At 65.5% G+C, this 15,200-nt stretch carries 10 protein-coding genes; 9 read left to right on the forward strand and 1 reads right to left on the reverse strand.

Annotation, left to right across the window (positions count from 1 at the left end; all coding sequences use genetic code 11):
* Positions 1-116 precede the first annotated feature (116 nt).
* The 9 genes from C4B30_RS28750 to C4B30_RS28795 all read left to right on the forward strand — a co-directional run bounded on the left by C4B30_RS28750 (position 117) and on the right by C4B30_RS28795 (position 13,841).
* The gene (locus C4B30_RS28750) at positions 117-1,886 is read left to right on the forward strand and encodes a methyl-accepting chemotaxis protein (RefSeq protein WP_105133253.1); all 1,770 of its coding nucleotides are present in this window, start codon (positions 117-119) and stop codon (positions 1,884-1,886) included.
* A gap of 557 nt (positions 1,887-2,443) precedes the next feature.
* Complete coding sequence (locus tag C4B30_RS28760; RefSeq protein ID WP_027784391.1) at positions 2,444-4,366, forward strand: PrkA family serine protein kinase; 1,923 nt, start codon at positions 2,444-2,446, stop codon at positions 4,364-4,366.
* A gap of 125 nt (positions 4,367-4,491) precedes the next feature.
* Positions 4,492-5,760, forward strand: coding sequence for a YeaH/YhbH family protein (locus C4B30_RS28765; RefSeq protein WP_027784392.1), 1,269 nt, complete (start codon positions 4,492-4,494; stop codon positions 5,758-5,760).
* Positions 5,757-7,436: a SpoVR family protein gene (locus C4B30_RS28770; RefSeq protein WP_027784393.1), complete on the forward strand. Its 1,680-nt coding sequence runs from the start codon at positions 5,757-5,759 to the stop codon at positions 7,434-7,436. Before C4B30_RS28765 ends, C4B30_RS28770 begins: the two co-directional genes overlap by 4 nt.
* A 233-nt stretch (positions 7,437-7,669) precedes the next feature.
* Positions 7,670-8,974, forward strand: a complete 1,305-nt coding sequence (locus C4B30_RS28775; protein WP_027784394.1) for an MFS family transporter — start codon at positions 7,670-7,672, stop codon at positions 8,972-8,974.
* A 358-nt stretch (positions 8,975-9,332) separates the two neighbouring features.
* A complete protein-coding gene (locus C4B30_RS28780; RefSeq protein ID WP_027784395.1) occupies positions 9,333-11,267 on the forward strand; it encodes a rhomboid family intramembrane serine protease in 1,935 nt (644 codons plus the stop codon).
* A gap of 213 nt (positions 11,268-11,480) precedes the next feature.
* On the forward strand, positions 11,481-12,296 hold the full coding sequence (locus C4B30_RS28785) for an ABC transporter substrate-binding protein (RefSeq protein ID WP_027784396.1): 816 nt from the start codon (positions 11,481-11,483) through the stop codon (positions 12,294-12,296).
* Positions 12,297-12,390: 94 nt separating this feature from the next.
* Positions 12,391-13,113 carry an amino acid ABC transporter permease gene (locus C4B30_RS28790; protein WP_027784397.1) on the forward strand — a complete coding sequence of 241 codons (723 nt, stop codon included), beginning with the start codon at positions 12,391-12,393 and terminating at the stop codon, positions 13,111-13,113.
* A 2-nt stretch (positions 13,114-13,115) separates the two neighbouring features.
* Positions 13,116-13,841 (forward strand): amino acid ABC transporter permease, encoded by a 726-nt coding sequence (locus C4B30_RS28795; protein ID WP_027784398.1) that lies wholly within the window; start codon positions 13,116-13,118, stop codon positions 13,839-13,841.
* Between the two features lie 28 nt (positions 13,842-13,869).
* Here C4B30_RS28795 and C4B30_RS28800 read toward each other — a convergent pair whose 3' ends face one another.
* Positions 13,870-15,135 carry a M23 family metallopeptidase gene (locus tag C4B30_RS28800; protein ID WP_027784399.1) on the reverse strand — a complete coding sequence of 422 codons (1,266 nt, stop codon included), beginning with the start codon at positions 15,133-15,135 and terminating at the stop codon, positions 13,870-13,872.
* Between the last annotated feature and the right edge of the window lie 65 nt (positions 15,136-15,200).

Here is a 15,200-nt window from a genome sequence, read left to right on the forward strand (position 1 = left end):
ATAATGACGCGAAACCCATCAAGTTATGCGCCGCACGGTCGTAAATGCACCAAGTGAAGCAATGCTTCGAGCCAACGGGCCGGGCCCGTTCATGACGACGCAATACAGGATGGATGATGGTGTTCAGGAACCTGACGATTCGTGCGCGCATCGGTTTGACGATGGCGTTTCTGGCGGTACTGCTGGGTGTCACCGGCGTGCTCGGTCTGTACGGGATGACGCGTTCGAACGATTCGACGCGCGAGATTTTCACGAACCAGATGCCGAGCGCGGTCGACGTGTCGGTCGCGGAAATGTTCGCCGCGCGCGAACGCCTCGCGCTCGACCGCGCGGCGCTGCTGGCCGGCACGCCCGACGCGGCGGTCGCCGTCGAGCGCAGCCGCACGATGCGCACGCAGTCCGACGCGTGGTGGCAGAAGTACCTCGCGCTGCCGCGCGGCGCCGATGAGGACCGGCTCGCCCAGGACGTCGCCGCCCGGCGCAAGGTGCTGCAGGACACCTGCGACGCGTTCGCGAGTGCGATCGGCACGGGCGATCATGACCGGATCGGCGACGGCGCAAAGCAGCTTCAAGTGCGCTACAACGAGCTGGCCGTGGCCGGCGAAGCGCTGCGCAACTTCCAGTTCACCGATGCGCAGGCGAGCTTCAATCGCGCGGAATCGATGTTCGACACGTTACGCGTGCTGTTGATCGTCGTGCTGCTGGCTGGCGTTGCCGCCGCGGTGCTGTCGTGGCTGACGCTGAGCCGCGCGATCGGCCGCCCGATTACCGATGCGCTGTCACATTTCGACGCGATCGCCGCGGGCGACCTGCGCCGGCCGATCGTCGTTGACCGGCGTGACGAGATGGGGCGGTTGCTGGAAGGCCTCGCGAGGATGCAGCGCGGGCTCGTCGACACGGTGCGCACCGTGCGCGGCGGCAGCGAGTCGATCGCGACCGCGGCCCGCCAGATCGCGGCCGGCAACATCGACCTGTCGTCGCGTACCGAGGAACAGGCCGCCGCGCTGCAGGAAACCGCGTCGAGCATGGAGCAGCTGACCGGCACCGTGAAGCAGAATGCGGACAATGCGCGCCAGGCCAGCTCGCTGGCCGCGAATGCGTCCGACATTGCAAACAAGGGAAATACGGTGGTGGGCCAGGTGGTCGGCACGATGGGCGAAATCAACGACAGCTCGGCGAAAATCGCGGACATCATCGCGATCATCGAGGGAATCGCGTTCCAGACCAACATTCTTGCGCTGAATGCGGCCGTCGAAGCCGCGCGGGCGGGCGAGGAAGGCCGCGGCTTCGCGGTCGTCGCCGGCGAAGTGCGCAGCCTCGCGCAGCGTTCGTCGAGCGCGGCGAAGGAAATCAAGGCGCTGATCGACGCGTCGGTGGAGCGGATCCGGACCGGCTCGACGCTGGTCGACGAAGCCGGGCGCACGATGAACGACGTGATCGGCGCGGTCCAGCGCGTGACGGACATCATGGGCGAGATCGCGGCGGCGTCCGAGGAGCAGAGCGGCGGGATCGACCAGGTGGCGCGCGCGGTCGCGCAGATGGACGAGGTCACGCAGCAGAATGCGGCGCTCGTCGAGGAAGCCGCGGCCGCCGCGCAGTCGCTCGAGGAACAGGCGGCCCGCCTGCGCGAAACGGCGGCGGTATTCCAGCTCGACGACGAAGCGGCGCCCGCGGGCACCGCCGTTGCGGTGGCGCGGCACACGCCGCGTGCGCCTTCCGCGCCGGCGGCTGCGCCGGTACAGACTGCCGCGCGCATCGAACGCGATGCCGCGCCGAAACGCGCGGCCGCCGCGATGCCGGCGCGCAAGCCTGCCGCCGCATCGGCTGCGTCCGCACCCGCGCCGGCAGCCGCGACCGCCGGCGGCGACGACTGGGAGACGTTCTGATCCGCGCGCGCCGCGTATCTATCCCCATTTGGTGACGAACGACGCCCGCGATCCGCGGGCGTCGTCGTTTCTGCGACAGCCGAATGTGACAGCACGGACGATCGATCGGGCATCGGCACGTGCATCGCGCATCGCGCGTCTCGCACCGACGAATTCGCGCGGATGCGCTGCGTGCGCGTCATGTTCCCGCGTTCGTCGTACGGGTATGTCCGTAAGGGACTGCGAAAAAAATTTGTAACGGTGCGCGCGGCGTGTCATCGCACGCGGCCGCTCGAACGTATAGGGATGAAGGGGGGAAGTGGCGACGTCGGAGGTGTCCAACGCACGAGCCGTTTCGATGTTCGACGAGACGCGGCGGATGCAGTTTCTGCGGCTCGGGAGGTCAATTGTAAAACGACGAAATGCGTTGTCCAAGCGGTGTTGTCGAGAATGACGAACTTCATACGAAGAGTTCGTGAAAAAAAATAAGAAAGGGTTTAGGATGAATTCGAACGCGCTTGCTTCTGCGCAGTCGTACGAAGGCAGGCACGTCTTCAGACTCAGGCGAGGGAGGTAGCATGGATATTTACAGCAGCTTCGCGAACCGCTTCGAAAAAACGCGAGAGGAAGAGCTCTCGCTGGAGGAGTATCTCGCGCTCTGCAAGAACGATCCATCCGCGTATGCGACGGCGGGTGAACGCATGCTGGAAGCAATCGGGGAACCTGAACAGATCGATACCCGCAACGACCCGCGCCTGTCGCGGATCTTCGCGAACAAGGTCATCAAGGTGTATCCGGCATTCCGTGAGTTCTACGGAATGGAGGAGGTGATCGAGCAGGTGGTCGCGTATTTCCGCCACGCTGCGCAAGGTCTTGAAGAGAAGAAGCAGATCCTCTATCTGCTGGGCCCGGTGGGCGGCGGCAAGTCGTCGATCGCCGAGCGTCTGAAGCAACTGATGGAGCGCGTGCCGTTCTATGCGCTGAAGGGCTCGCCCGTCAACGAATCGCCGCTCGGGCTGTTCGACTACGACGAGGATGGTCCGATCCTCGAGGAACAGTACGGCATTCCACGCCGCTACCTGAAAAGCATCCTGAGTCCGTGGGCCGTCAAGCGCCTGCACGAATACAACGGCGACATCCGCCAGTTCCGCGTGGTGCGACGCTATCCGTCGATCCTGCGGCAGGTCGGCATCGCGAAGACGGAGCCGGGCGACGAGAACAATCAGGACATCTCGTCGCTGGTCGGCAAGGTCGATATCCGCAAGCTCGAACAGTACGCGCAGGACGATGCCGACGCATACAGCTACTCGGGCGGCCTGTGCCTCGCGAACCAGGGCCTGCTCGAATTCGTCGAAATGTTCAAGGCGCCGATCAAGGTGCTGCACCCGCTGCTGACCGCCACGCAGGAAGGCAACTTCAAGGGCACCGAAGGGTTCGGCGCGATTCCGTTCGACGGCGTGATTCTTGCCCACTCGAACGAATCGGAGTGGAAGGCCTTCCGCAACAACCGCAACAACGAGGCACTGCTCGACCGGATCTTCGTCGTGAAGGTGCCGTACTGCCTGCGCGTGTCGGAAGAGATCAAGATCTACGAGAAGCTGATCCGCAATTCGTCGCTGGCCGAAGCCGTGTGCGCGCCGGGCACGCTGAAGATGATGTCGCAGTTCTCGGTGCTGTCGCGCCTGCACGAGCCGGAGAATTCGAGCCTGTTCTCGAAGATGCAGGTGTACGACGGCGAAAACCTGAAGGACACCGATCCGAAGGCGAAGTCGTACCAGGAGTATCGCGACTACGCGGGCGTCGACGAAGGGATGACCGGCGTATCGACGCGCTTCGCGTTCAAGATCCTGTCGCGCGTGTTCAACTTCGATACGAGCGAGGTCGCGGCCAACCCGGTGCATCTGATGTACGTGCTCGAACAGCAGATCGAACGCGAGCAGTTCCCGCCGGAGACCGAGCAGAAGTACCTGTCTTTCGTGAAGGACGTGCTCGCGTCGCGCTACGCGGAGTTCATCGGCAAGGAGATCCAGACGGCGTATCTCGAATCGTATTCGGAATACGGCCAGAACATCTTCGATCGCTACGTCACGTATGCGGACTTCTGGATCCAGGATCAGGAATTCCGCGACCACGACACGGGCGAGAGCTTCGACCGCGCCGCGCTGAACGCGGAGCTGGAGAAGATCGAAAAGCCGGCCGGGATCAGCAATCCGAAGGATTTCCGCAACGAGATCGTGAATTTCGTGTTGCGCGCACGGGCGGCGAACGCCGGCAAGAACCCCGTGTGGACGAGCTACGAGAAGTTGCGTGTCGTGATCGAGAAGAAGATGTTCTCGAACACCGAGGAACTGTTGCCGGTGATTTCGTTCAACGCCAAGGGTTCGGCGGAGGAGCAGCGCAAGCATGAGGACTTTGTGAACCGGATGGTCGCGAAGGGCTATACGCCGAAGCAGGTGAGGCTGCTTTGCGACTGGTACCTGCGCGTGCGCAAGTCGTCATGACACGCGCGGTATCGCGCCCGGACGGCGAGTCCGTACGGGCGCTTTCAGAGGCGCCGCCCGCATGACGGCAGACGGCATGCGCGGCGAGTGCCCCGGCAGATCGACTTTCGAGCGGGAGACCGGGAGTGCTTCATCAAATCATCGACCGCAGGCTGGCCGGCAAGAACAAGAGCATCGCCAATCGCGAACGCTTTCTGCGTCGCGTCAAGAACTACATTCGTCGTGCCGTGTCCGACGCGGTGCGCGACCGTAGCATCAAGGATATCCAGAGCACGCAGAGCATCACGATCCCGCGCAAGGACATCGCGGAGCCGAATTTCCGGCACGCGCCGGGCGGGCGTCGTGAATACGTGCACCCCGGCAACGAGGACTACGTGCGCGGCGACAAGATTCCGCGTCCGCAGGGCGGCTCGGGCGGCGGCGGCAGTCAGGCGAGCAACGAGGGCGAAGGGCAGGACGATTTCGTGTTCGAGCTGTCGCGCGACGAGTTCATGCAGTACTTCTTCGACGATCTCGAGCTACCGCGCCTCGTGAAGACGCACCTGCTGACGGTGCCGAGCTGGAAGAACGTGCGCGCGGGCTGGTCGGCGGAAGGCACGCCGAACAACATCGACGTCGTACGTTCGCTGCGCAGCGCGCTCGGCCGGCGCATCGCGCTCGGCTCGCCGCTCGTCAACGAGCTGCGCGAGCTCGAGGCGCAGCTCGAGGCGCTGAAGAGCGACCCCGAAGACCGTCGCGCGGAAATCGCGACGCTCGAGGCCGAGATTCATCACCTGAAAGGGCGCATCTGGCGGATTCCGTTCATCGATCCGTTCGATCTGCGCTACGTCAACCGCGTGAAGCAGCCGCAACCGTCGAGCCAGGCCGTGATGTTCTGCCTGATGGACGTGTCGGGCTCGATGGACGAGCAGCGCAAGGATCTCGCGAAGCGCTTCTTCATCCTGCTTTACCTGTTCCTCAAGCGTAACTACGAGCGCATCGAAGTGGTGTTCATCCGTCACCACACGCGCGCCGAGGAAGTCGACGAAGATACCTTCTTCCATTCGACCGAAAGCGGCGGCACGGTCGTGTCGAGCGCGCTCGAACTGATGCGCAAGGTGATGAGCGAACGCTACTCGCCGACCGAGTGGAACATCTACGGCGCGCAGGCGTCCGACGGCGACAACTGGACTGACGATTCGCCCAAGTGTCGCAAAATCCTGGAAGAGGATATCCTCACTCAGACGCGTTACTTCGCGTATATCCAGGTCGCGCCGGAAGAGCAGAACCTGTGGCTGGAATACGCGCAACTGGCCCTGTCGCAACCGCATCTCGCGATGAAAAAAGTGGAATCGGCTGCGGACATTTACCCGGTGTTTCGCGAATTGTTCGAAAAGCAGGTGGAAATGTCATGACGACCCGCCATCTGCACAACGAGTCGCGCGGCTACGAGCCGCGTCCTTCCGGCGACGACACGGCCGGCCCTGCCGCACCGCAGCAACGCGTGCAGGCCGAGACGCCGCCGCCGGCCGCCGACTTGCCCGGTTCCGGGCAAAAGGAAGCGCGTATGAACGTTGCCGAACGCAAGCCGCTGCCGTGCCCGTCCGACTGGACGTTCGAATTGCTCGAGGAATACGACACGCACATCTCGCAGGTCGCCGAACAATACGAGCTCGACATCTACCCGATCCAGCTCGAACTGATCAGCGCCGAGCAGATGATGGATGCGTATGCGTCGGTCGGGATGCCCGTCAACTACCGTCACTGGTCGTTCGGCAAGCACTTCCTCGCGACCGAAAAGAGCTACCGCCGCGGCCAGATGGGCCTGGCCTACGAAATCGTCATCAATTCGAACCCGTGCATCGCGTATCTGATGGAAGAGAACACGATGACGATGCAGGCGCTCGTCATCGCGCACGCGGCGTACGGGCACAACTCGTTCTTCAAGGGCAACTACCTGTTCCGGCTGTGGACCGACGCGCACGCGATCATCGACTATCTCGTGTACGCGAAGAACTACGTCGCGGAATGCGAGGAGCGCTACGGCCTCGATCGCGTCGAGGAACTGCTCGACTCGTGCCATGCGCTGATGAACTACGGCGTCGACCGTTACAAGCGGCCGCAGAAACCGTCGCTGTCGAAGGAAGCGGCGCTGCGGCGCGAGCGCGAGGCGTACCTGCAGTCGCAGGTCAACGAACTGTGGCGCACGCTGCCGGGCAAGAAGCCCGAGCTGACGGAGGAGCAGGAAGACCGCTATCCGCCCGAGCCGCAGGAGAACCTGCTGTATTTCGCGGAGAAGAATGCGCCGCTGCTCGAACCGTGGGAGCGGGAAGTGATCCGCATCGTGCGCAAGATCGGCCAGTATTTCTACCCGCAGCGGCAGACGCAGGTGATGAACGAAGGCTGGGCGACGTTCTGGCACTACACGCTGCTCAACACGCTGTACAACCAGGGGAAGCTGGAAGACGGCTTCATGATGGAGTTCCTGCATTCGCACAGCAACGTGGTCTACCAGCCGCCCGTCACGAAGCCGTACTACAGCGGGATCAACCCGTATGCGCTCGGGTTCTCGATGATGAGCGACATCCGAAGGATCTGCGAGGCGCCGACGGAGGAGGACTACAAGTGGTTTCCGGAGATCGCGGGCACGCCGTGGCTGCCGGCGATGCACTACGCGATGCGCAACTTCAAAGACGAGAGCTTCATCGCGCAGTATCTGTCGCCGAACCTGATTCGCGAGATGCGGCTCTTCTCGGTGCTCGACGACGACATGCGCGATTCGCTCGAGGTATCGGCGATCCACGACGAATCCGGCTACCAGTACGTGCGGCAGGCGTTGTCGCGGCAGTACGACATCCATCACCGCGAGCCGAACATCCAGGTCTGGGCCGTCAACACGCGCGGCGACCGCAGCCTCACGCTGCGTCACTTCATGACCGACAACCGCCACCTGTCGAACGACAGCGAGGAAGTGCTCAAGCACATGGCGCGGCTCTGGCAGTTCGACGTGTATCTGGAAAGCGTCGACGAGGCCGGCACCGTGCGCAAGCGCTACGAGTGCCGCTACGTGCCGCCGGAAGTGCGCGTGTGATCGGTCGCGGTCGAAATGTTTGCATCGGACGCCAGCCTGGGGGCTGGCGTTTTCATATGACGAACGCCTAGCGGGAGAAAAATTTTCTACATCCGGACGAACCCGGAGCGCTTGTTACTTTACATTTCGCTAAAATCCCGTAGCGCCAAGCACCGGAACCGGTGCCACGTGCGACCGCACGCGGCGGCCCCAGCCGTCTCGCCCAGAAAGTACTAAAAGGAACAGACCAATCCATGGACGTCCAGACCGACCAAGCTGCGCTGTCCGCGCAAGATACCCGGCGGCGCGTGTTCGCCATCGTCGGCGCCTCATCGGGCAACCTCGTCGAGTGGTTCGACTTCTACATCTACTCGTTCTGCGCGCTGTACTTCGCGCCGGCTTTCTTCCCGAGCGGCAACACGACGACGCAGCTGCTGAACACGGCCGGCGTGTTCGCGGCCGGCTTCCTGATGCGGCCGATCGGCGGCTGGCTGTTCGGCCGCATCGCCGACCGTCACGGCCGTCGCGCGGCGATGATGATCTCGGTGCTGATGATGTGCGGCGGCTCGCTCGTGATCGCGGTGCTGCCGACCTATGCGCAGATCGGCGCGCTCGCGCCGGCGCTGCTGCTGGTCGCGCGCCTGTTCCAGGGCCTGTCGGTGGGCGGCGAGTACGGTACGAGCGCGACCTACATGAGTGAAGTGGCGCTGAAGGGCCGTCGCGGCTTCTTCGCGTCGTTCCAGTACGTGACGCTGATCGGCGGCCAGCTGTGCGCGCTGCTGGTGCTCGTGATCCTGCAGCAGACGCTGTCGACCGCCGAGCTGAAAGCGTGGGGCTGGCGCGTTCCGTTCGTGGTCGGCGCGGCGGCCGCGCTGATCTCGCTGTACCTGCGAAAGTCGCTCGACGAGACGTCGACGAGTGCATCGCGCGACAAGAAGGATGCCGGCACGATCCGCGGCGTGTGGCAGCACAAGGGCGCGTTCTTCACGGTGGTCGGCTTCACGGCCGGCGGCTCGCTGATCTTCTACACGTTCACGACGTACATGCAGAAGTACCTCGTGAACACGGCCGGCATGCAGGCGAAGACGGCCAGCAACGTGATGACCGTCGCGCTGCTCGTCTACATGCTGATGCAGCCGGTGTTCGGCGCGCTGTCGGACAAGATCGGCCGCCGCACGTCGATGATCCTGTTCGGTTCGTTCGCGGTGATCGGCACGGTGCCGCTGATGCATGCGCTGAAGGACGTGACGAGCCCCGTGGCCGCGTTCGTGCTGATCACGGTTGCGCTGGCGATCGTCAGCTTCTACACGTCGATCAGCGGCCTCATCAAGGCCGAGATGTTCCCGCCGGAAGTGCGCGCGATGGGCGTGGGCCTGTCGTACGCGGTGGCGAACGCGATCTTCGGCGGCTCGGCCGAGTACGTCGCGCTGTGGTTCAAGTCGATCGGCAGCGAGGAAACCTTCTACTGGTACGTGACCGTGCTGTGCGCGATCTCGCTGATCGTGTCGTGGCGGATGCGCGATCCGAGCAAGGAAGGGTATCTGCGCCACGAGCCGTGATCGGCCGCGCGTCGCGCGTACCTGCACGATGACGAACGTCCCGCCGGTTGGCGGGACGTTTTTTTTGCGGCGTGCGATGACGCGCGCGGCGGCATCCGCCGTTCGCCCGAGGCGTGCGGCGTGAGCATGCCGCGTCATATCGATATGGAAATCGATTCGTTGTCCGCGGCGCGCGATGTCCTTAATCTGGCTGTGTAGTTCGTGTGACACCTCCTTGACTGGGATTCGCGCCCGCTGCGTGCAGCGGGCGTTTTTTTATCCCGGCTCCGTCGGCTGGTGTCGCCACGTTCTCGTGACGGGACGCGAAATATAATGGCGCTCGCGCGGCTTGCGCGCGGCAACCCATACCAAGATCCCCATGAGAGAACAACGACATCCGATGCCGTGGCTGACGATTCTGCTGGCCGTCGTCAATGCGGTCGTCTTCCTGCTGATGTGGCGGCAAGCGTCGTATGGCCCGCTATCGAACGGGCTACTGCTCGACTGGGGCGCGAACTTCGCGCCCTATACACTCACCGGGCAGCCGTGGCGGCTGCTGACCAGTGCGTTCCTGCATGGCGGCTGGATGCATCTCGCGCTGAACCTGTACATGCTCGTCGTGCTCGGCACCGTGCTCGAACGCGTCGGCGGAACGTTGCGATTCGGCGTCGCATACTTGCTGTCCGCACTCGGCGGCTCGTTGCTGAGCGCGCTGTGGCACGGTTATCACGAGGTCGGCGGCGCCAGCCTCGCGTTCGGCGTCGCGCTTCAGACGAGCGGCATCAAGCCGGTCGTGAGCGTCGGCGCGTCGGGCGCGCTGATGGGGCTGGCCGGTGCGGCCGCGGCCTTCGCGTTGCGCCGCGCGCGCGAAGGCGGGAACGACGCGCCGGTCGTGATCAACCTCGGCGCGGTCGGGCAGGTGATCGCGATCAATCTGCTGTCGGGCTTCTTCATCGGCGGCATCGACCAGGCCGCGCATCTCGGCGGCGTGATCGCCGGCTTCGTCGCCGGCTGGCTGATCTACGGGGCCGGCCGGTCGGGGCAGGTCCGCGGCGGTGTCGTCGTGCCGCTCGTGCTCGCGGTGCTCGGCAGCGTCGCGATGCTGTTCGCCGCGCAGCGGGCCGGCAGCGAGGAATTGCAGGCATGGCGCGTCGAGATGGATCGAGAGATGGCGCACGATGCCGCACAGCGTCAGGCGAAACGGCAGGCGGCCGCGATCGACGCGCAGATCCGCGACGACGAGCAGCATCGTCCCGCGCCGGTGTCGGCCGAGCAGGCCGCCGGCACGGTCGTGCCTGTCGGCAAGTCGCCGTACGCGATGGTGCTCGGCGCAACCGGCAAGCGCCTGTACGTGACCGACATCGACGCGAACACGCTCGTCGTCGTCGACGTCGACCGACGCGCGGTCGTGCGCACGATCGCGGGCGAGCCGTTCAAGACGGGGCTCGACGGCTGCCCGGGCAATATGTGCCGCGGGCGCGGCGCGAGCGGCGTGTACGTGAGTCCGGACGAGCGCTACGCCTATGTCGCGTCGATGCGCGAGAACGGGCTCGTACGCATCGACCTGAACAGCGGGGCGATCGTCGACGGCGTGGCGCTTGGCCGGTTTCCGCGCGCGATCGTCGCGTCCGCGTCGAACGACAGGCTCTACGTGCTGAACAGCCTGGACGACACGATCTCCGTCGTCAGCCTCGCGCATTGGCCGCAGGTCGTCGCGACGCTGCCGCTCGGCGAGCACGACGCGGCGGGCGTCGAGTTCGGCCGGGCGCTGTCGATGTGGTTGTCGCCCGATGGCCGGCGACTGTATGCATACGCAATGCAGAAGAGCGCGATCGTTGCGTTCGATACGGCGACGAATGCGCCGGTCCAGACCTATCCGGTCGACCAGGATTTCATTCAGGCGACGCCGGGCGCGAACGGCGCGGGAACGTGGTTCTACAACGCGTCGGCGGTGCAGTGGCGCGACGCGTCGAGCCTCACCGCGCGCGGCAGCTATCCGGTCTGCCAGACGTCGATGCACGGCTTCGACGGCAACGGCGACGGCACGCTGATCGCGGTGACCGGATACGACGGCAAGCCGTTGCGCGTGATCAAGACCGCGACGCGCCGCACGGTCGGCGAATTTCCGGTCACGGCCGGCGTGTCGCAAACAATCTTCGCACCGGATCGCCGTACGCTGTTTGCCCTCGGCGCATCGGGCACGCTGTCGTTCCTGAGCATGGACCGTTCGCTCGACTACCTGCGGGACGATGGCGACGGCGAATTCCTGTGTGCGGTGTCCGCCGCGGACGGCACGGAGGACGGCGGCGAGTGACCGGGAGCGCGGCCCGGCGCGATGAACGCGCGCGGCAAATGCGTCCCGTGCCTCATCACGAAACCCGCAGAGCAAAGCACCATTTGTTGGTTCGGATTCGCCGCACGCGCTGATACGTTAGCGGCTTCGCGACGACACACTCCGTCGCGATGTTTTTCGAACCGGGCCGCCGCGCGATCCGCGGCGGCCTTCATAACAAATCAGGTCGTGCTCATGAAAATCAACACGCTCGCTGCGTGGCTCGTCGGGGTCGCGCTCGTTACCGCAGGCACCGTCGCGCATGCGGACCGTCTCGACGACATCAAGAAGGCCGGCGTGCTGCGCGTCGCGACGTTCGACAGCAACCCGCCGTTCGGCTATGTCGACGCGAAAAGCAACCGTATCGTCGGTCTCGACGTCGATTACGCGAAGGCGCTGGCCGACAAGCTCGGCGTGAAGCTGCAACTGCAACCGACCAACCCCGCGAACCGCATCCCGTTCCTGACGTCCGGCAAGGTCGACCTCGTGCTCGCGAATTTCACGATCACCGATGAGCGCGCGAAGCAGGTCGACTTCAGCATTCCGTATTTCTCGTCGGGCCAGCAGTTTCTCGCGAAGAAGGGCGTGCTGAAATCGGCCGACCAACTGAATGGCCTGCGCGTCGGCGCAGACAAGGGCACGACCAACGAGATCACGCTGCGCGAGAAATTCCCCAAGGCGACGATCGTCGCGTACGACGACACGCCGTTCGCGTTCGCCGCGCTGCGCGCCGGCAACGTGCAGGCGATCACGCAGGACGGCCCGAAGCTGATCGGCCTGCTCGCGAACGTGCCCGACAAGCAGAACTACGAGATCCCGGCGTTCACGATCTCGAACGACTACATGGGCGTCGGCGTGCCGAAGGGCGAGACGCGCCTGCTCGGCTTCGTCAACGACACGCTGAAGGGGCTCGAGGCGAACGGTCGCGCCGTGCAGATCTACGACGCATGGTTCGGGCCGACGACGAAAACGCCGCTCACGCGCATTTTCCGTATCGGCGACAAGACCTGAGCGGTCCCGCACGTGCGCCGCGATCGGCCTGAACATCGGCCGTGCGGCGCTTTTCGTTTTCATCAGAACGTGCGCTTCGTACGCACGCCACGGCATGCTCGGCTTGGCTCCCAAATATCTGTCCTGGCTCTGGCAGGGCTTCCTGCTGACACTCGGCCTCGCGGCCGCGTCGGCCGTCGCCGCGACCGTTGGCGGGCTAGTGCTCGCCGTGATGCGGCATGCGCGCGGCAGGGCGCCGTGCACGGTCGCCGCCGCATACGTCGTCGCGTTTCGCAACACGCCGCTGCTCGTGCAGTTGCTGTTCTGGTATTTCGGCGTCGCGTCGTTGCTGCCCGATACGTGGATCGCGTGGCTCAACGCGCGCCATGCGGTGAGCGCGGGCGCCTTCACGCTCGCGTGGCCGTCGTTCGAATTCGTCGCGGGCTGGGTCGGCTTGAGCGCCTATACGGCTGCCTTCGTCGCCGAGGAATGCGAAGCCGGCCTGCGCGGCGTGCGACGTGCGCAACACGATGCGGCAGCCGCACTCGGCCTCACGCCGATGCAGTCGCTGCGCTACGTGGTGCTGCCGCAGGCCGTGCGCATCGCACTGCCGCCGCTGTTCGGCCAATACATGAATCTCGTGAAGAACTCGTCGCTCGCGATGGCGATCGGCGTCGCCGAGCTGTCGTATGCGTCGCGGCAGGTCGAGACCGAAACGTTCAAGACGTTCGCCGCGTTCGGCGTCGCGACACTGCTGTACGTCGCGGCGGTGGCCGCGATCGAGGCCGGGGCGTATGCGGCCACGCAATGGCGCGACCGGCTCGGAGCGGGGCGCTGACGATGGACCTTTCGCTGCTCCTCTCCAATTTGCCGTACCTGCTCGTCGGCGCGTTTCCGGACGGCCCGCTCGGCGGCGCCGCGCTGTCGCTGCTGCTGGCGCTCGCGTCCGCGATCGCGTCGGCCGTGCTCGGCGTGACGCTCGGCGTCGCGATGGCGCTTGCACGCGGCCCGGCGCGCGTGCTGCTGCTCGCGTTCATCGGCTTCTTTCGCGCGATTCCGGTGCTGATGCTGATTTTCTGGACGTATTTCCTGGTGCCCGTGCTACTGCACATGGACGTGCCGGGGCTCGCGACGGTCGTGTGCGCGCTGGCGCTGATCGGCGGCGCGTATCTCGCGCATGCGGTGCATGCGGGGATCGTCGCGGCGGGCGACGGGCAATGGCAGGCCGGGCTGTCGCTCGGGCTCACGCGCTGGCAGACGGTGCGCTACGTGCTGCTGCCGCAGGCGATCCGGATCATGACGCCTTCGTTCGTCAACCAGTGGGTCGCGCTCGTGAAGGACACGTCGCTCGCGTATATCGTCGGCGTGCCGGAACTGTCGTTCGTCGCGACGCAGGTGAACAACCGGCTGATGGTGTATCCGGCGCCGATCTTCCTGTTCGTCGCGGTGATCTATCTGGTGCTGTGCACGTCGCTCGACGGCGCGGCGCGGTGGTTGTTGTCGCGTCGCCCGCGTGCGCAACGCGCGGCGCAGGCGACGGTCGAGTACACGGAACCGGCGCGGTGACGGTGCGCCGCCGCGCGCGGCGCGTGCGTCACGACGCCGAGTAGTGCGTGTCGAAGACGGCGCGCAGCGTCGACGGACCGGTGGCGAAATCGCCCCACAGCGGCCCGTCGTTCTGCGCGAACGCGAACGGCGTCGTACTGATCGACGCGAGGCGGAAGCGCCATTGAGCGGCTTCCTGGCGGAACGCGGTGAGCTGCATGTCGGACAGCGCCGTCTGCGCGCTCGCGAGCGTGACGAGCGGGTCGACCGGCTCGTTCGCGACACGCACCTCGAAATGCAGGTGCGGGCCCGTTGCGGCGCCGGTCATCCCGACCGAGCCGATGCGCTGGCCTTGCTTCACCGTTTCGCCGGTCTTGAGCCCGTGAGCGAACGCGGACAGGTGCGCGTAGTAAGTCGAATAGCCGTCCGCATGATCGACGATCACATAGCGACCGTAGCCGCCCGGATCCGTGCCGACGAACGACACGACGCCGTCGGCCGCCGCATCGACCGGCGTGCCGCTCGGCGCGGCTAGATCGACGCCCGTATGGAACGCCATCGCCTGCGACAGCGGATGGATGCGCTCGCCGAAGAACGAGCTGATGCGCGTCCACTTGACCGGCATCGTGAACGCGGCGGCTTCGAGCGGCGAGCCGTCGAGCGTGTAGTACGCACCGTGCTCGGCGCCCGGCGCGCGGAACCAGATCGCGCCGAACGTGCGCCCGGCGACGCGCAGCTCGAGCGCGGTGAGGCGCGGCGTGCCGTCGTTCGTGTCGAACGCGAGGCGGTAATAGTCGCCGCGCTGCGCACTCGCGCGCATCGCAACCTTGCCGGTGACGAGATCGCCGAGCTGGATACGCACTTCGGGCGGCACATCGAGACGGTTCAGTGTGTCGGACAGCGTGAGGTCGATGTCGCCCGCGCGCATCCCTTGCTGGTGTTCGGGCGACGCGAACTGGAACAGGCTCGCGTAGCCGAGCATGTCGTTGCGATGCGCGCTGAGCGGCGCGAACAGGCCCGGCTGCAGGCTGCGATCGCTGCGATCGACGTGTTCGTTGCGCTCGCCGATCGTGCGGGCGAGCTCGCTCGCCACGAAATGCTGCGCGGTGGGAAACGGCGTATCGGACAGCACGCGCTGCGGCAGCGCGGCCGTGCCCGAGTCGACGGCGCCCGGGAGTTGCGACACGGCCGGCAGCGCGGCGGCGAGGCCGAATGCGGCGAGGGCGCCGAGCACGGCGGCCGGCACGAGCGCGCGCACGGCGCGCTGCGCGCGACCGGGCGCGACGGCGTCAGGGGTTGCGACAGACTTGACCAAGGTGTCCACATCCAGGAAAGCGGTTCAAAGGGGTGTGGGCGGGGGCCGCCGGCGGCACATCGTCG

This window comes from Burkholderia sp. BE12 (assembly GCF_002959955.1).
In the GTDB taxonomy this organism is placed as follows: domain Bacteria; phylum Pseudomonadota; class Gammaproteobacteria; order Burkholderiales; family Burkholderiaceae; genus Burkholderia.

Excerpts from the sequence above, each read along its gene's own strand:
- C4B30_RS28795 (WP_027784398.1), top strand. The coding sequence starts at position 13,116 with ATGGACCTTTCGCTGCTCCTCTCCAATTTGCCGTACCTGCTCGTCGGC.
- C4B30_RS28790 (WP_027784397.1), top strand. The coding sequence starts at position 12,391 with ATGCTCGGCTTGGCTCCCAAATATCTGTCCTGGCTCTGGCAGGGCTTC.
- C4B30_RS28760 (WP_027784391.1), top strand. The coding sequence starts at position 2,444 with ATGGATATTTACAGCAGCTTCGCGAACCGCTTCGAAAAAACGCGAGAG.
- C4B30_RS28770 (WP_027784393.1), top strand. The coding sequence starts at position 5,757 with ATGACGACCCGCCATCTGCACAACGAGTCGCGCGGCTACGAGCCGCGT.
- C4B30_RS28785 (WP_027784396.1), top strand. The coding sequence starts at position 11,481 with ATGAAAATCAACACGCTCGCTGCGTGGCTCGTCGGGGTCGCGCTCGTT.
- C4B30_RS28750 (WP_105133253.1), top strand. The coding sequence starts at position 117 with ATGGTGTTCAGGAACCTGACGATTCGTGCGCGCATCGGTTTGACGATG.
- C4B30_RS28775 (WP_027784394.1), top strand. The coding sequence starts at position 7,670 with ATGGACGTCCAGACCGACCAAGCTGCGCTGTCCGCGCAAGATACCCGG.
- C4B30_RS28780 (WP_027784395.1), top strand. The coding sequence starts at position 9,333 with ATGAGAGAACAACGACATCCGATGCCGTGGCTGACGATTCTGCTGGCC.